Here is a 16,677-nt window from a genome sequence, read left to right as displayed (position 1 = left end):
TTGACAGGCAATGTTATCTAGGGCCTAGTGTTGCCAATTGTGGCGGATTGGTTATTGGATTAAATCTGTTCCTGCATGGTGAGTGATCATATTATCTACCTTGACCGAGCATAAAGCGTGGCCTACCGATCATATCCATGCTAAACCAATCATATATTTAGCCAATCGATCATATCTGACTCCAACCGAGCATATCCATGCTAGACCAATCATATATTTATCCAATTGATCATATCCGGCTCCCGCCGAGCATATCCATTGCTAAACCAATCATATATTTAACCAATCGATCATATCTGACTCCAACCGAGCATATCCATGCTAAACCAATCATATATTTAACGAATCGATCATATCCGACTCTAACCGATCATATCCATGCTAGACCAATCATATATTTAACCAATCGATCATATCCGGCTCCAACCGAGCATATCCATGCTAGACCAATCATATATTTAACCAATCGATCATATCCTGCTCCCACCGAGCATATCCATGCTAGACCAATCATATATTTAGCCAATTGATCATATCCGGCTTTAACCGAGCATATCCATCTGCCAACCGATCATAAATAACCTCAAACCGATCAAATGCCTGACAATCTGTTGTTTGGAGGAAGATTTTTTGGCTTTTGATAATTGGAATCGAATAACACTATAATCAAAAAAGGACAATCCCAACGTTGGGATTGTCCTTCTTTTAAATAAATCTTAAAGTGTTTTTCCTTCTTTCAGCAAGTCGCGGATTTCTATGAGTAGCGCTTCTTTAGGGTCCACTTCAGGTAATGCTTCTTCAACTACTGGGTCTTCTTTTCGTTTAAATTTCATCATTAATCGGATTGCCATAAAGATTGCAAATGCGACGATGATAAAGTCGAAAACAGATTGGATGAATACGCCGTACTTGATTTCAGCTTTAAGAAAAGTATAACTGAGTCCGGAGAAATCGACGCCCCCTGAAAGTAGTCCAATTAAAGGTGTAATAATATTTTCTACCAGGGATGACACGATCTTTCCGAATGCTGCCCCGATTACAACTGCAACGGCAAGGTCGATAACATTGCCTTTGAGTGCAAATTCTTTAAAGTCTTTCAACATATGTCTCACTCCTAATCCATTAAACTTTTTCATAGAACGGGCAAGCTGTAAAACGTTAATACCCCCTATGGAAACAGTATAAGTTAGTTCCATAGAACTTTAATATAGATTAACGAAAGTTCCCTAACACATCCTATCATATCGATTACAGATTTACAAAAAGGGATGCTGAGAATGTACCAATCCCTCTTTAACCCTCTTCGCCGTCAAGAGGAAACCAGCGATATACAGTTAAATCTACCTTTCCATCCTCATTAAATTTAATTCCTTCCATCTCGAGTAATCCCCGTTGGTCATACCCTTTGCTTTCCGCATTGGCGGGAGCTGAAATACCGCCTTGCACATTGATGATCCGATGCCAAGGTAACTCATATTTTTTACTCATTGAATGCAATACCCGCACGACTTGTCTAGCACCGCGTGGACTTCCAGCTGCAGCTGCAACTTGGCCGTACGTCATGACATGGCCAGCAGGTATACCTTGGATGATCCTGATGACACGTTCTGTAAATAAATTCATAAACAACAGCCTCCTCGCGTTATTTCATTGTACCAAAATCCGAATGAAACTAATTCCATTAACGTACGTATAGTTACAATAGAAGAGTTCGAAAATGGAAGGGATTGACTTGGATGGACGAATTATTCGCAAAGCGCACAGGTATTGGGTTTGCGTTAAAAGTTGTCGGGCTGGCTGTGATTGCATGGGGCATTATTCAGGGATTTATATTTATCATGACGTTCGGTGGGGTATTTTCGAATGGAATCGGGATAGGTAGTTTTCTATATCCCATTTTCATATATTCTATTTGTGGAATTCTAATCATCGGTTTCGGGGAGGTCATTGATTTATTGCAAAAGATTCATGACCAGAATGACCCGAAAGCGCAGGCGTTACAGTCTAAGGAAGATAACTCGCTCATTGTTGCTAACGCGTCAATCCCTTTATCCATCGCGCAGGAAATAAAAGATTATTATTCGACTAAAAACATCTGGGCCGATTCGATATCGCCTACGAAAACCAGTAATGTTTTCATTATAAAAATAAATGGGCGCACAGAGTACATTGAACTTGGAGGACTTACGCCAAAAATACTTACAGAGGAAGAAACAATCAGGTATTTTGGGTAGATTGTAGTTTGGTTCCTTAAAATATATTGGAATGGGAATTATTTCGCTAATTGTCATAGTTGGCGTTGGTGGTTTTGTAGCATAGTACCGCCTTATGGGGATTTCCCAGGAAATGAATTAAAAAAGGCCAGTCTCTTCAACTGACTAGTCGTGCAGCTTAAATAGACAGCTTCACGTCATTCATCGACGTGAAACGGTCTTCTTAAGTTTGTTCTGAAAATACGCGTACGCTGAAATGGCAATCGTTACCCAAAGTGCACTTACTGCGTATCCTCCAACAATATCGCTTGGATAGTGGACGCCAAGGTAAATACGACTCGTGCCGATCATGATGATCATAATGGCAGTGAATAAAACAAGAACAACACGGCTCGTTGTTGTTTTTACATTACGCCAAGCGATATACGCAATAATTGCGTAAAGAGCGAATGCCATCATCGAATGACCACTCGGAAAACTAAAGCCATTCGCGTCCATTATACGATGGATTTCCGGTCGTTCTCGCTTGAAATAAATTTTGAGCGCGCCGTTTAACAAGACGGTTCCGGCAATCACAGCAATCAGTAGAAACGCCTGATGACGGTAGCGCAGTACAAAGTATAAGACGATAAATCCGATCAAGGCAATTGGAGCAACGACGTAACCTGAACCAATCCACGTAAACACTTTCATAATAGATGTCAGCCATGGTGCTTCCAGTCCTTGGACAAATCCAATAACAGCAGTATCGAAATGTACTATCGATTCATTCCCTACAGCGTCAGCGATATATCCAAAAGCTATACCGAAGAAGATGCAAAGAACAAATGCTACTAGAAGACGAAATGATAGTTCACGCACTGAATGCACTCCTTTCGATTAACTATAATTGTATACTACTTCTAAGTGAAAACGACAAAGAATAATCATGACGGACAAGTTGAAAAGTTTTTATAAAAGTTCAAGAAAGATGCTACACTAGAAAGAACCTATCATTTACCATAAAGGATCGATTATGACACTCATACTTTTAGTAGTTGGCTCGTACATATTGGGAAATGTGCTGACAGGCTCGATTATTAGTAATTTCTTTTTTAAGAAAAATATACGAATAGAAGGAAGCGGAAATCCTGGAGCACGTAATGCCGGGAGGGTGCTTGGCAAAAAAGCATTCGTTGCGACATTCATCGGAGACGCATTGAAGGGGGCACTGGCTATTTTCGTTGCCAAGTGGCTTGGATTCGAAGTGGCCGTAGAACTTTGTGCGCTATTCGCTGTGACTTTAGGACATGTGTATCCACTATTCTTGAAGTTTCGTGGCGGGATGGGAGTATCCACTTTCATAGGCGGTATGCTTGCATTCAATCCACTACTGTTTGCTGTGTTTGTGGGCTTATTCTTCGTATTCTATCCGTTCCTAAAAAGCTTCACATTAGCCGGACTAACTGCGGTCCTATTGATGCCGATTTTAGTACTAGCATTTTCATATGGAATTCCTGTATTCATAGCAGCCTGCTTATTATCGCTACTTCTTTTATTTACACATCGAGCTGACTTGAAGCAGAAACTTATGCCAGAAAAGGGTTGATAGAATGAGTTTTATTTATAAAATTGCAGAAACGGCTTTGGAATTCGAACAGATTCATGAGTTGAATTACCGTACGTTTGCCGAGGAGATTCCGCAGCATGACCAAAACGAATCAAGAAAGCTTGTCGACAAATTTCATGATGAAAATACATATATAATTTGCAAGAAAGATAATCGGGTCGTCGGAATGATCGCGATACGAAGTGAACGTCCATTCTCGCTCGATGGAAAAATTGGTCCAGTCGAACATCACTTACCGTTTCAATCCAAAAACCCTGTAGAAATCAGGCTTCTTGCGATTGAACAGGACTATCGAAATGGCAGGGCATTTCTTGGCCTTACCCAGGCGTTAGTCCAATATTGCCTTAAAGCGGGCTATGATGCTGCGCTCATCTCGGGAACGGTTCGAGAACAGAAATTATATGGACAACTAGGGTTTTTACCATTTGCACAATTGACGGGGACAGCGGAAGCTGCCTTCCAGCCGATGTATTTGACGAAAGAAACATTTAAAGCGGGCGTTGCGGGCAGGATTTCAAAACCACTCGTCAATTTCCTACCAGGTCCTGCAACAATTTCTGAAGACGTAAGAAAGGCTGTGATGGCAGAACCATTCTCACATCGTTCATCTGAATTTGAAAGTGTTTTGCAACGCGTGAAAGATAAGCTGACCGCGCTGACTGGTGCAAAGTACGTTCAACTCCTTCAAGGGACAGGTACGCTTGCGAATGACGTTGTTGCGGCTCAGTTAAGTATGCACAGTGGTAAAGGTCTTATACTTGTGAACGGGGAATTTGGCTTTAGACTCACTGATCATGCCCAGCGTTTTGGAATGGGGTTTGACACAATGGAAATCGAGTGGGGGACCCCTTTCGATGCCGACGAAATTGAAGCTGCATTATGCTCGGGTCGCTACAGTTGGTTATGGGTTGTCCATTGCGAAACGTCGACGGGTGTGCTGAACGATTTGAATTCATTCAAAAAGTTCTGTTCACAATTCGGTATTACACTCGCTGTGGATTGTGTGAGTGCGATTGGGACAACAGCGGTTGATCTCACTGGAGTTGCTTATGCAACAGGTGTCAGTGGCAAAGGACTATTAAGTTATACAGGTCTATCTTTCGTATTTCATAATGAAGAAATCCCCGCAAATGATAACTTGCCGCGCTATTTGGACCTAGGTACTTATGCAGCAGCACGAGGGATTCCGTATACCCAGTCATCCAACTTGGTATCTGCGCTCGACACGGCTTTACTGACATTTGAGCAGCCGGCAGAAGTCTTTGCGGCTATTTCAAACCGTGCGCGTAAAGTCAGGAACGCCGTTGAACAGGCAGGTTTGACAATCTTGGCGTCGGAGAAATATGCTGCAGATGCAATTGTTACGATTGCTTTACCGAAAGGTTTATCCGCAATGCAGCTGGGGGATAACCTGTTTTTGAATGGTTTCAATGTTCATTACGAGAGCGCTTATTTACGCGAAAGAAATTGGCTTCAAATTTCATGTATGAACAATGTAGCGGAAAAAGAGTTAAACAGAATGCTTGAACTGCTCTCTTGGTTAACATCCGTAGATGAGCAAGTGTTTACGACTAACTCTAACGGGAAAACATATTAAATAGAAGGAGCTGAAGATCATGAAAGAATTACGCACTGTTAATGAGTGGTATGACGTATTGGAACAATCGAAAGAGAATCCTTTGTTCGTTTTAAAACATAGTACGACGTGTCCAGTTAGTGCAGCAGCCTACAATGCATTTGAGACATCCGCAGAAGAGGTACCGAAATACTTTCTTAAAGTACAGGAAAGTCGGCCCGTTTCCAATGAAATCGAAAGTAATCTGCACGTTGAACACCAATCGCCCCAACTGTTTTTATTGAAAGATGGACAAGCAGTCTGGCAGGCGACTCATTACTCGATTAGCGGCCCCCAGATTAAAAAAGCAGTGGAGAACTACGGAAATTAATAAGGTGGAACAGGTACTCCATTCGAGGGGTATCTGTTTTTTATTGTCTAGGAAATTATACAATCTCGTCCTGTATGAGGCTTTCCGGGAGAGATTGAGCTGCATCCTTACTATTTGATAGGGTTGAACAAACGCTTGCGCTTATGTTCTTGGAAATTTCCTTATGGCGTGCTAATAAATATGGTAATATAAGAGTTATTAAAATAGTCTATTAAATCATAAGCGAAAGTAGGTTCTTTACATGCGTTTACAATATAAAACAGTGGTCATAACAGGTGGAGCAAATGGAATTGGTGCAGTCGCTGCCAAGCTTTTTGGGAAAAATGGAGCACAGATTGCTATCGTTGATTTTGATAAAAAGGCTGGAGAGGCGAAAGCGCAACAACTGCATGAATTGGGAATCGAGGCCGCTTTCTTCCAGGCGGATGTGTCCGATAGTGAAAATGTCAAAGAGATGGCCACAAAAGTGATTGAACAGTTTGGCAAAGTGGATATCCTCATTAACAATGCTGGTATTACAAAAGATGCGATGATGCTGAAGCTTGAAGTGGATGACTTTAAGCGAGTGATTGACGTGAATTTGACGGGTGTTTTTAATTGTACGCAAGCGTTCCTTCCGACAATGCTTAGCCAAGGGAAAGGGAAAATCATTAATACGTCTTCGATCGCGGGAACGGGTGGCAACGTCGGTCAAACGAATTATGCCGCGGCAAAAGCGGGCGTCATTGGTATGACAAGAACATGGGCGAAGGAGTTCGGTCGACAGGGCATCAATGTAAACGCTGTCGCTCCCGGTTTCATCGAAACAGATATGATTGATACGATTCCAGAAAAGATCTTAGGGCAAATTAAGATGATGACGCCGTATACTCGACTTGGTACGCCAGAAGACGTAGCGAATGCTTATCTGTTTTTAGCTTCCGATGAATCTGATTTTATTAACGGGACCGTCCTAGAAGTAGATGGTGGTATGTTGAAATGAGGGTAAAGAAAAAGAGGTGGGGTGTGAAACCGAACGCTATTTTCAACCTCTCCCTTTTTCTAGCTGCAGCTGCTTTGTCTCTCACCGCAGAAAAAGTGGAGATTGAAGCGCAGCATTTCTACTTCGGCCTTTTCTTATTTTGGTTATTTTCAATATTGTATAATCATTTACAAACCTGGACGAAAACAGGGAAACTAAATATTGAATATGGCATCAGTTATGGCTTGGCATTCGTTCTTTTTGCCGGTCCATATGGTGTATTTCTCTATCAGATCGTATACAGGTCGTCTGTCTATCTACTAAGGAAAATAAAGAATGAAAAACGCTCAGATTCAGTCATTGATACACTGTACAATATTGGGGCGTTCACGTTGTCGAATGTGGCAGGGTATTATTTGTTTTACGCATTCATCCCTTATTTTACCCCGTTCCCATTTGGCTTCTGGTTGCTCATCCTTTTACTCAATGGCATAACGATGTATATATCGGATTTGACGTTATTAACTTTGCTGTACTTGGAAAAAAGTATTCAAACCCGTCAAGCTGCATGGGCGTTCCTAAAGGATCGGAGTATACTTGATCTTTGGAAAACGGGTTTTACAAATGCCTTGCTATTCGTTTTTCTGATAGAAGGACGATGGGAATCACTCATTGCACTGTTCATGCTGAATTACATTGTCAGTCGTTCGTTTGTATTGAAGTCGCAAAATATGCAAGACAAATTGGAGCGCAATCAATTTGAAGAAATGGCATACACAGATTTCCTGACAGGGGCTAGAAATCGGGCGTTCATGGATAAACAAATGGGACAGCCTAAATTGTACGATGCACCATTCGGGGTAGTCGTATGCGATATCGACCAGTTTAAAAAGGTGAATGATACCTTCAATCACGCGGTCGGTGATACCGTAATCATCCATTTTGCAAAGCTGCTGCAGAATCATCTAGAAAAAGATGATTGCCTGTTTCGGACGGGTGGTGAAGAATTCACGCTCTTTATACGCAATCGTAACTATGACGGGGTAAAGGAACTTGTCGAAAGTTTGCGTCTAGAAGTGGAAAGAAGTTTTGTAAAAGCTGAGTTCAAAGGCGAGCCACAACATATCTCATATACTGCTTCGTTCGGCCTTTTCTACAAGCGTTTTACAGATCATACAAGCATCGAAAAGGGCCATACATATGCAGATGACTTATTGTTCGACTCAAAACGGACAGGACGTAATCGTGTGACTGCTGAAGATGGTAGTTAAATAAGGACAATATAAGAAGGGCTTAACCCGGAAATCTAGGTTAAGCCCTTTTTGTATCGAAAACCTATCCTTGTGAATTAATTCACAATAAGTGACACCTGTCATATCGAAAATCATGACAGTTATGTCTTCTGTGAAGTCCGAAAGTTCTTTATCATTAGATTCAAGATAGCGAATCAGAAAAAGAACATAAGATTGAAGGAGGATAATACAACATGTCTAAAGAAAAAACAAAACAGCTACACAAAGACGTTGCCCCTTTTGCTAAGTCAGATAAAAAGAAAAGTATTATGCAGCTTATCAATACTGTTATACCGTTTATAGTCCTATGGTTCTTGGCGTACCAAAGTTTGTCGGTGTCAATTTGGTTAACGCTTGGACTTTGTGTTATTGCAGCAGGATTTGTCATTCGGACATTCATCATCTTCCATGATTGCACGCACGGTTCATTCTTTAAAAACAAAAAAACAAATGATATCGTCGGTACCATTACTGGTGTTCTTACACTGTTTGCTTATGAAAAATGGAAACGTGAACACTCGATTCACCATGCAACAAGCTCGAATCTCGACAAGCGCGGTACAGGTGACATTTGGGTCATGACGGTTGAAGAGTACGTTGAAGCATCAAAATGGCAGCGTTTTGCTTACCGTTTATACCGTAACCCAATCGTAATGTTTGGTTTCGGCCCGCTTTTCCTTGTACTTATCTCAAGCCGTTTCAACCGTAAAGATGCACGTAAGAAAGAGCGTAACAATACGTATTTGACGAACGCAATACTTGTTGCCCTTTACACAGGTATGATTTTACTTATCGGCTGGCAGGCATTCGTTCTTATACAAGGAACAACCATGTTCGTTGCAGGAGCACTAGGTATCTGGTTATTCTACATTCAACATACATTTGAAGACTCGTATTTTGAAGAGGAATCTGAGTGGGATTATGTGAAAGCTGCTATTGATGGCAGTTCATACTACAAGTTACCGCGTGTGTTGCAGTGGGCGACAGGAAACATCGGTTTCCATCATGTCCATCACTTGTCACCACGTGTTCCGAATTACAACTTGGAAATAGCACATGAATCGACACCACCTCTTCACCAAGCAACAACGATTACGATTAAAGAAAGTTTGTCGTCAATCCGTTACCGTTTATATGATCCTGAGAAAAAAAGGTTTATCGCGTTTAAAGACGTGAAGCATATGCTGAAATCAGCAAGTTCTTCAATCGATTTGAAACCGAAACGCACAAGTTTAGACGCAGAATAATACTTGAAACAGCCATCTCTTCAGAGGATGGCTGTTTTTTTCGTCTCACTATTTGGTACAATGGAAAGTATAGACAGGACGGTGAAACAAAGATATGCAAAGTTGGTATAGTATTTTCCCGAAAAACCCTTGGCTTAGTATTTATGCGTGGGCAGTATTTTGTTTTCTGCCATTCTTTTTCATATTCAGATCATCGTCGCCCATTGAAATTTCCATTGGGATTTCATTGTTATTCTTATTTTTCCTGTCGTATCGATTTTCATTCAAATCGAAAAGCGGACTTGTTTATATGTGGATCAGTTTTGAAATTGTGATTAACGTCGTTATGACACTGTTATTCGGCTATGTGTATTTATCCATATTCACTGCGTTTTTCATAGGTAATATTCGCAATCAAGTTGGATTCTTCATAATATACGGGCTACATATTGCCATTACAATCATTGCGATTGTCGCAGGTTTTTTCATCGAACTCGAGTTATTTCTTCCGCAAGTTCATTTCATCCTCATCTCGGTGATTGGTATCGTATTATTGCCATTCAATTTATACAACCGAAATAAGCGTGAAAACTTGGTAGGTCAATTGGAACATGCCAACGAACGGATTTCGGAGTTAATTATAGTGGAGGAGCGGGAACGGATTTCTCGTGATTTACATGATACACTTGGCCAAAAGCTATCATTGATTGGCTTAAAGAGTGATTTAGCTGGCAAGCTCGTGTCTCGTGATCCTAGAGCTGCCGAAAGAGAGTTACAGGATATAAGGCAGACAGCCAGCACAGCGCTGAAGGAAGTTCGGGAGTTAGTGGCGGGCATGCGGGCAACGAAATTGGAAGATGAAGTGATTCGCATTAAGCAGATGTTGAAGGCAGCTGAAATGGAGTACACCATTAAGGGGAATCCATCGTTCACCAACATCCCGGCCATCGTTGAAAGCGTGCTAAGTATGTGTTTGAAAGAAGCCGTGACAAACGTTGTGAAGCATAGTTTTGGCAAAACTTGCTGCGTGTCGTTTGAACAACTACCGAATGAATTTGTCATCAATGTGATAGACGACGGAATCGGCATTACTAGGGGCGGAGAAACGTCACCTGGCAATGGCTTGACTGGCATGCGCGAGCGACTTGAATTTGTTAATGGAAGCCTTCGAGTCGAAGGTGGCGAAGGAACAAAATTATCGATTCGTGTTCCTGCGGTCATACAACATATTATGGAGAGTGATTGATGTGATACGTATTGTCATAGCGGAAGACCAAGGGATGATGCTTGGAGCACTTGGATCATTATTGAATATGGAAGATGATATGGAAGTCGTCGGAAAAGCAAAAAACGGGGAAGAAGCGGTTGCGCTGGTGAAAGAACATCAGCCGGATGTCTGCATCATGGACATTGAAATGCCGGTGATGACAGGGCTTGACGCAGCAGAAGCGCTGCATGATGAACCTTGTAAGATCATTATCCTGACGACATTTGCCAGAACAGGTTACTTCGAACGTGCGAGGAAAGCAGGCGTACGCGGTTATTTATTGAAAGACAGTCCGATTGAAGAGCTTGTCAGTTCAATCCGAACGATAATGGACGGCAGACGGATTTACGCACCAGAACTCGTTGACATTGCCTACGGGGACGGGGATGAGACGGTAAATCCGCTAACGGAGCGTGAAAGCCAAGTGCTCGGACTTATTGCTGAAGGGAAGACCACGAAAGAAATCGCTGGCGAGTTGTATTTGACGCCTGGTACAGTGCGAAATTACATCTCCACGATTTTAGATAAGCTTGGCGTTGGAAACCGGATTGAAGCGATATCCCGGTTTAAGGAGAAGGGCTGGTTTAAGTGAATTGAGTATATAAGAAGACGGTGAGCCGACAGTGATGTCGGTTTTTTGTCGTCTGAAATTGGCGTGGCGGTGATAACGCGCCCCAAGACGGTGATAAACAAGGGCATGGCGGTGATAACACGCCCAAAGACGGTGATAAACCGGGGCGCACCAGCAATAAACCCCATTACGAGTACAACCCAAATATGTTACACTTTTACTAAAGACGGAAAGTTCAAACAAGGGGGAACCGAACATGTTTGGCATTGATTATGCAAGAAAACTCGACGAGAAAGACAGTCTCGCAAAATATAAAGACGAGTTTTATCTACTCGAAAACATCATCTATATGGATGGTAATTCACTCGGATTACTGTCAAAACGAGCGGAGCGAACGCTGCATAATTTACTCGATTCATGGAAAAAACTGGGCATAGACGGCTGGACAGAAGGTGATAATCCGTGGTTCTACCTATCTGAGTCGGTCGGCGAAAAGATGGCGCCACTTGTTGGGGGAACAAAAAGTGAGGTTATTGCAACGGGCTCGACAACGACGAACCTGCATCAGCTTGCCGCGACATTCTACAAACCATCAGGGACTAAAACAAAGATTCTTGCCGATGAACTCAATTTCCCTTCGGACATTTATGCACTAAAAAGCCAGTTAGCACTGAAAGGTTTTAATCCAGACGAACATCTTGACCAGGTGAAAAGCAGGGATGGTCGATTTTTAAATGAAGACGATATCATCGAAGCAATGACAGAAGACATCGCACTCATCGTTCTTCCAGCCGTTTTATACAGAAGTGGGCAAATACTCGATATGGAGAAACTCTCGAAAGCTGCGAATGAAAAAGGTATCCCGATTGGCTTTGATTTATGTCATTCGATTGGTGCGGTTGAACACGCCTTGCATGATTGGGGCGCGGATTTCGCTTTCTGGTGTACATATAAGCATTTGAATGGGGGGCCAGGGTCCGTCGCAGGACTGTTCGTCCATGACAAGCATTTCGGCACAACGCCAGGTTTGGCAGGGTGGTTTGGTTCGAAAAAGGAATCGCAATTCGATATGGATCATACAATGGATCCGGCACTGGACGTCGCTGCCTATCAAATTGGGACGCCTCACGTACTCAGTTTAGCGCCGGTCATTGGTGCGCTGGAATTGTTTGAAGAAGTAGGCATAAAAAAAGTACGTGAAAAGTCACTTCAGCTGACAGACTATATGCTGGCGTTAATTCAACAGGAACTGTCTGACCACGACTTCACAATTGGCAACCCAGTAGACGAATCACGTGGGGGCCATATCTTGCTTGAACATGTCGAGGCTGCACGTATTTGCAAAGCGTTGAAAGAAGATGGTGTCATCCCGGACTTCCGTGCGCCAAATGGTGTTCGACTTGCGCCGGTTGCGTTATACAATTCCTTCGAAGACGTCTGGCATACTGTGCAGAAACTAAAACGGATTATGGATGAAAAACGCTATGAAAAATTTGAGAATAAAAGAGGTGTCGTCGCATGACGGGGAAATGGATTGATATTTCACAACCGCTGCAAAATAATATCGCCGAATGGCCAGGTGACACACCATTTTCATATGAAGTTGCCTACACCAAAGCAGAAACAGGTTCAGTCAATATTGGTAAGTTAACGACAAGTACGCATATGGGAACGCATATCGATGCACCGTTTCACTTCGATAATAACGGATTAAAAGTACTCGATTTACCAATTGATTTATACATCGGACGGGCGCGTGTACTCGATGTTTCAGGAAAAGAGAGTATTGGAAGGGATGATCTAGAGGACCTTGATTTCGGTGGGGCAGAACGGATTTTATTGAAAACTGGCAGCCGTCCTGATCCGAATGTATTTCCGGAAAACTTTACGTATTTGCGTGAAGATATCGGTCCTTTATTGAAAGAGAGAGGGGTTCGGCTCATCGGTATTGACGCGCCATCTGTTGACCCTGAAACAAGCAAAACAGTCAGTAGCCATCATTCCCTCAATGAAAACGGCGTGATGATTTTAGAAAACATCGTCCTCAGCGCAGTGGAACCAGGCGATTATGAACTAATTGCATTACCGCTTCCGCTAAAAGACGGCGACGGTAGCCCAGTTCGTGCCGTATTGCGATCAATGGCAGAGGGGCACACCAATCATGACTGAAAAAGGAATTCACACGGATTTTAGAGATAATATGACCTACAGCGAGTATTTGAATCTCGACAAATTGCTGTCGAGCCAGCAGCGCTTGTCCGGACATCATGATGAGATGCTGTTCATCGTCATTCATCAAGTGAGTGAGTTATGGATGAAACTCATTTTACATGAGCTCAATACAGCCATCGACTTAATCGAAAAAGATGAATTGCCGGAAGCATTCAAAATGCTGGCACGCGTGTCAAAAACACAGACGCAAATTATCCAGGCGTGGGATGTGCTGTCGACATTGACGCCTGCTGAATATATGGAGTTCCGGGACAGTTTAGGCCGTGCATCAGGCTTTCAATCCTACCAAAACAGGCTTATTGAGTTCGCACTTGGTTACAAGCAACCGCATATTTTGAAGATTTACGAGAAAGATCCCGAGCTCGCAAGTGATTTAGAGGCCGCATTCCGTTCACCGGGGATTTACGATGTGGCAATACGTGCGCTGTCACGTGCCGGCTTCGCGATAAACCCAGAACTGCTCGAACGCGATTTCTCAGTTACATACAAAGGGGATACGACAGTTGCGGATGCGTGGCTGGAAGTATACCGCAACGTCGATGATCACTGGAATTTATATCAGCTGGCGGAGAAGCTTGTCGATATCGAAGACAGTCATCAGCAGTGGCGCTTCCGTCATATGAAAACTGTTGAACGGATTATCGGCTTTAAAATGGGGACGGGCGGTTCGTCAGGTGTGAATTATTTGAAGTCTGTCCTTGATCATCAGTTCTTTCCGGAGTTATGGGATGTTCGGACGAAGTTATAATCAAGCAAAGAATGATGATCAAAAAAATAGCCCTAGAAACTCCGCCAACAAATATAGTTGGCGGAGTTTTAGTATTGTATTTATAACAACTTCAAATCAATTTTTCTTGTTCACTAGTTGGAGGCAAGTGTGCCAGCAATAAACCTGTCGAACTGATTGCCCGTCGACAGTAGTTCCCCTCCGCGAACCGCTGTGGTTCATTGCCACAACCTTGAAATATCCAGTAAGCGAACTATGTGCTTGAATTTATGTTTTCCTATCGATGTTTGTGCATGAAATTACCAATCATCGATAGGTGGACTCATTGTTAATTCCATTAATAAGCACCACCATTACTGAGTTGTTATAGTAGCATATTCCGGAAGGACGGGGGTTGTGTGTGCGTTCCAAATTATGGGCAGACGCCTGCAATCAATGATAGAATTAGCGCATTGGATTTAATAATCGGGGATCATGATTACAGTAGAAATGGGGGAATAAACATGCGTTGGATACTAATTATTATCTTGGCAATTGCGGTAGAATTATTTGTACGTTTTCTGACGAGAAATATGGAAGATAAGCAGAAGAGGGAAAAGTTGCTTGCACGTATTTGGTTTGTGTTCGGTGCAGTTTTAATAGTAGTTTGGTTAATTAATCGTTTTTATAAGTAACCCGTGTACTAAAACTTAAGAAATTCTTCATGTTTATACTAGGCGATTCTTCATTATTATCATTCATAATTAAGGTAATGAACTCTTATTACTGCAAAGGTGTGGAAAACATGAAGAAATTAATCTTTATACTAGTGATCATTATATTGAGCGTTACAGTTGTGATGAATAACAAAGAAAAAACCTTGGAGACAGTAGATTTAGCTACTGCTGCAAAAGCGATCATTCTTATCGATGCGGATACGGGTAAAGTAATTTACGAAGAAAATAGTGCAGAACCATTACCAATCGCAAGTATGTCCAAATTAATGACGCAGTATCTCGTGCTGAATGCCGTCAACAGCGGTAATTTAGCATGGGAAAACACATACAAGCCAAGTAAGGCGCTACAACAAATTGCAGGACAATCAGCTGCCGTCAAACTAGGAATAACAGCGGGAAACGTTTATACATTGAAAGAATTGTTTACTGCGATGACGGTCAACTCTGCAAATGACGCGGCGATGGCGCTTGCCGAAATGGTTAGCGGAACGGAAGAAGCGTTTGTGGAATTGATGAATAAACAGGCGAAAAGTTTCGGTCTGAAAGAGACGACTTTCTTCAATGCCAGCGGACTTGACGGCGATTATATTGGCAAAGGGTATGAGCAAACGAATCATGCCTCTGCACGTGACGTGTCAGTAATTGCACAAAAGCTAATTGCCAAGCATCCCGAAGTGCTCGACTATACAAAGTTGCCGAGCTTCAAAACGGGTAATGGCACTACGTTGTGGAGCACCAACTTGATGTTGGCGGGTATGCCTCAAGCATTGGCGGGAATCGATGGATTGAAAACCGGCTTCACAGATCAGGCGGGTTCCTGCTTTGCTAGTACTGGAGTCTTTGATGGACGACGCATTATTTCAGTTGTCATAGATGTTGCAGCAGAGGGCGGAGATACCGCAACTCCTCGATTTGATTTGACGAGAGAGCTGATTGAACGATTTGTGCTGAATTAATAGATATGTGCTTAAAGTGGAATATAAAATAACTAAATATTTGAACACATATAACCTACGTTCTATAATGAAGTGAATACTAAAACAGGAGGCGCTCAAATGGTCGCACTTGTAAGGGAAGAGCCGGAGAAGTATTCAGGTAGGTTATTAGACGTAAGGAATGATCTTGTGTTTAAAGCAATTTTTGCTGAATGCAATATTGACTGAAGAAGTAGAAGAGATTATGTTCCTAAATTCATACCTCGGGGCAGAATATGTGGACGAGAAATATTCGATTTTGGATATTCGGGTTCGAACAACTGAAAATGTAGAAATTGATATCGAGATGCAATTGGAGTATCATAGCGGTTTTGAAAATCGTATGCTGTTGTATTGGGCAAGAATGTATCTTGGACAATTAAAGTCTGGTGAGGCTTATGAAAAACTTAACAAAACAATTCAAATATCTATTACAAATTTCAAGTTCTTGCAAAATGACCATTTTCATAGTACGTTTCATTTAATGGAAAAAGAAAAGCTTATCAAATTTACAGACCACTTAGAAATTCACGTTTTGGAGCTGCCCAAAGTACAGATGACTGAAGAATTGACTGATGAAGATCTATTAACCAAGTGGATGTTATTTCTGTCTGGAGATGATAAAACAAAGGGGGAGGTTGCGATGACTGACATGGGAATCGAAAAGGCCTATGATGAATTGCATCGGATTAGTGAAGATGAAGTAATGCGTGAACGTGCAATAGCACGTGATAAATGGCTATCGGACCAAGCGACGAGAAGGGAGCAAGCTAGGAGGGAAGGTAAAAAGGAAGGTAAAGAGGAAGGTAAAGAGGAAGGTGAAAAAGAAACTGTTCTCAGCATGCATGCAGAAGGGTTTTCAGTTGAAATGATTACGAGGGTTATGAAAATGCCCGAAGAAAAAGTACATGCTATCATCAACCAAATACAATGAAAAAAGTGT

At 42.2% G+C, this 16,677-nt stretch carries 19 protein-coding genes; 15 read left to right on the top strand and 4 right to left on the bottom strand.

All coding sequences use genetic code 11. The features are described 5' to 3' along the window. Positions 1–370: 370 nt before the first annotated feature. The 3 genes from MKZ26_RS14120 to MKZ26_RS14110 form a co-directional block, all read right to left on the bottom strand. Positions 371–526, bottom strand: coding sequence for a hypothetical protein (locus MKZ26_RS14120; protein WP_340766571.1), 156 nt, complete (start codon positions 524–526; stop codon positions 371–373). A 190-nt stretch (positions 527–716) separates the two neighbouring features. Then, positions 717–1,103 carry a large-conductance mechanosensitive channel protein MscL gene (mscL, locus tag MKZ26_RS14115; protein WP_187046348.1) on the bottom strand — a complete coding sequence of 129 codons (387 nt, stop codon included), beginning with the start codon at positions 1,101–1,103 and terminating at the stop codon, positions 717–719. 190 nt (positions 1,104–1,293) lie between these two features. After that, positions 1,294–1,623 (bottom strand): MGMT family protein, encoded by a 330-nt coding sequence (locus tag MKZ26_RS14110; RefSeq protein WP_340741184.1) that lies wholly within the window; start codon positions 1,621–1,623, stop codon positions 1,294–1,296. Between the two features lie 113 nt (positions 1,624–1,736). On the opposite strand from MKZ26_RS14110, the gene MKZ26_RS14105 reads away from it, so the two are divergent. Then, the gene (locus MKZ26_RS14105; RefSeq protein WP_340766570.1) at positions 1,737–2,234 is read left to right on the top strand and encodes a hypothetical protein; all 498 of its coding nucleotides are present in this window, start codon (positions 1,737–1,739) and stop codon (positions 2,232–2,234) included. Between the two features lie 180 nt (positions 2,235–2,414). On the opposite strand, the gene MKZ26_RS14100 is transcribed toward MKZ26_RS14105, so the two are convergent. Next, positions 2,415–3,074, bottom strand: coding sequence for a phosphatase PAP2 family protein (locus tag MKZ26_RS14100; protein WP_340766569.1), 660 nt, complete (start codon positions 3,072–3,074; stop codon positions 2,415–2,417). Between the two features lie 154 nt (positions 3,075–3,228). On the opposite strand from MKZ26_RS14100, the gene MKZ26_RS14095 reads away from it, so the two are divergent. From MKZ26_RS14095 to MKZ26_RS14030, 14 genes are all read left to right on the top strand, one after another. Next, positions 3,229–3,801, top strand: a complete 573-nt coding sequence (locus MKZ26_RS14095; RefSeq protein ID WP_340766568.1) for a glycerol-3-phosphate acyltransferase — start codon at positions 3,229–3,231, stop codon at positions 3,799–3,801. A gap of 4 nt (positions 3,802–3,805) precedes the next feature. Further along, on the top strand, positions 3,806–5,419 hold the full coding sequence (locus MKZ26_RS14090) for an aminotransferase class V-fold PLP-dependent enzyme (protein WP_340766567.1): 1,614 nt from the start codon (positions 3,806–3,808) through the stop codon (positions 5,417–5,419). A gap of 19 nt (positions 5,420–5,438) precedes the next feature. Next, positions 5,439–5,768 carry a bacillithiol system redox-active protein YtxJ gene (ytxJ, locus tag MKZ26_RS14085; protein WP_067204374.1) on the top strand — a complete coding sequence of 110 codons (330 nt, stop codon included), beginning with the start codon at positions 5,439–5,441 and terminating at the stop codon, positions 5,766–5,768. A 241-nt stretch (positions 5,769–6,009) separates the two neighbouring features. After that, positions 6,010–6,750 (top strand): 3-oxoacyl-ACP reductase FabG, encoded by a 741-nt coding sequence (fabG, locus tag MKZ26_RS14080; RefSeq protein ID WP_067204377.1) that lies wholly within the window; start codon positions 6,010–6,012, stop codon positions 6,748–6,750. Continuing rightward, the gene (locus MKZ26_RS14075) at positions 6,747–8,000 is read left to right on the top strand and encodes a GGDEF domain-containing protein (protein ID WP_340766566.1); all 1,254 of its coding nucleotides are present in this window, start codon (positions 6,747–6,749) and stop codon (positions 7,998–8,000) included. The genes fabG and MKZ26_RS14075 overlap by 4 nt, the downstream gene beginning before the upstream one ends. A 215-nt stretch (positions 8,001–8,215) precedes the next feature. Beyond that, on the top strand, positions 8,216–9,268 hold the full coding sequence (locus MKZ26_RS14070) for a fatty acid desaturase (protein ID WP_067204381.1): 1,053 nt from the start codon (positions 8,216–8,218) through the stop codon (positions 9,266–9,268). A 94-nt stretch (positions 9,269–9,362) separates the two neighbouring features. Next, complete coding sequence (locus tag MKZ26_RS14065; protein WP_187046357.1) at positions 9,363–10,493, top strand: sensor histidine kinase; 1,131 nt, start codon at positions 9,363–9,365, stop codon at positions 10,491–10,493. Position 10,494: 1 nt separating this feature from the next. After that, on the top strand, positions 10,495–11,106 hold the full coding sequence (locus MKZ26_RS14060) for a response regulator transcription factor (RefSeq protein WP_067204387.1): 612 nt from the start codon (positions 10,495–10,497) through the stop codon (positions 11,104–11,106). Positions 11,107–11,341: 235 nt separating this feature from the next. Further along, entirely contained in the window at positions 11,342–12,607 is a 1,266-nt protein-coding gene (kynU, locus tag MKZ26_RS14055; protein WP_340766565.1) for a kynureninase, read from the top strand. Next, positions 12,604–13,254: an arylformamidase gene (gene kynB, locus MKZ26_RS14050; protein ID WP_340766564.1), complete on the top strand. Its 651-nt coding sequence runs from the start codon at positions 12,604–12,606 to the stop codon at positions 13,252–13,254. The genes kynU and kynB overlap by 4 nt, the downstream gene beginning before the upstream one ends. Beyond that, on the top strand, positions 13,247–14,065 hold the full coding sequence (gene kynA / locus MKZ26_RS14045; RefSeq protein WP_340766563.1) for a tryptophan 2,3-dioxygenase: 819 nt from the start codon (positions 13,247–13,249) through the stop codon (positions 14,063–14,065). Before kynB ends, kynA begins: the two co-directional genes overlap by 8 nt. Positions 14,066–14,547: 482 nt before the next feature. Beyond that, positions 14,548–14,718 carry a hypothetical protein gene (locus MKZ26_RS14040; RefSeq protein WP_340766562.1) on the top strand — a complete coding sequence of 57 codons (171 nt, stop codon included), beginning with the start codon at positions 14,548–14,550 and terminating at the stop codon, positions 14,716–14,718. 110 nt (positions 14,719–14,828) lie between these two features. Further along, a complete protein-coding gene (locus tag MKZ26_RS14035; RefSeq protein WP_340766561.1) occupies positions 14,829–15,716 on the top strand; it encodes a D-alanyl-D-alanine carboxypeptidase family protein in 888 nt (295 codons plus the stop codon). 199 nt (positions 15,717–15,915) lie between these two features. Next, the gene (locus tag MKZ26_RS14030) at positions 15,916–16,668 is read left to right on the top strand and encodes an Rpn family recombination-promoting nuclease/putative transposase (RefSeq protein ID WP_340766560.1); all 753 of its coding nucleotides are present in this window, start codon (positions 15,916–15,918) and stop codon (positions 16,666–16,668) included. Positions 16,669–16,677 lie beyond the last annotated feature (9 nt).

The sequence above is a fragment of the Sporosarcina sp. FSL K6-6792 genome, assembly GCF_038004885.1.
Lineage (GTDB): Bacteria > Bacillota > Bacilli > Bacillales_A > Planococcaceae > Sporosarcina > Sporosarcina psychrophila.
The sequence above is the reverse complement of the archived record's forward strand: the minus strand, read 5'-3'. Positions and strand labels throughout refer to the sequence as shown.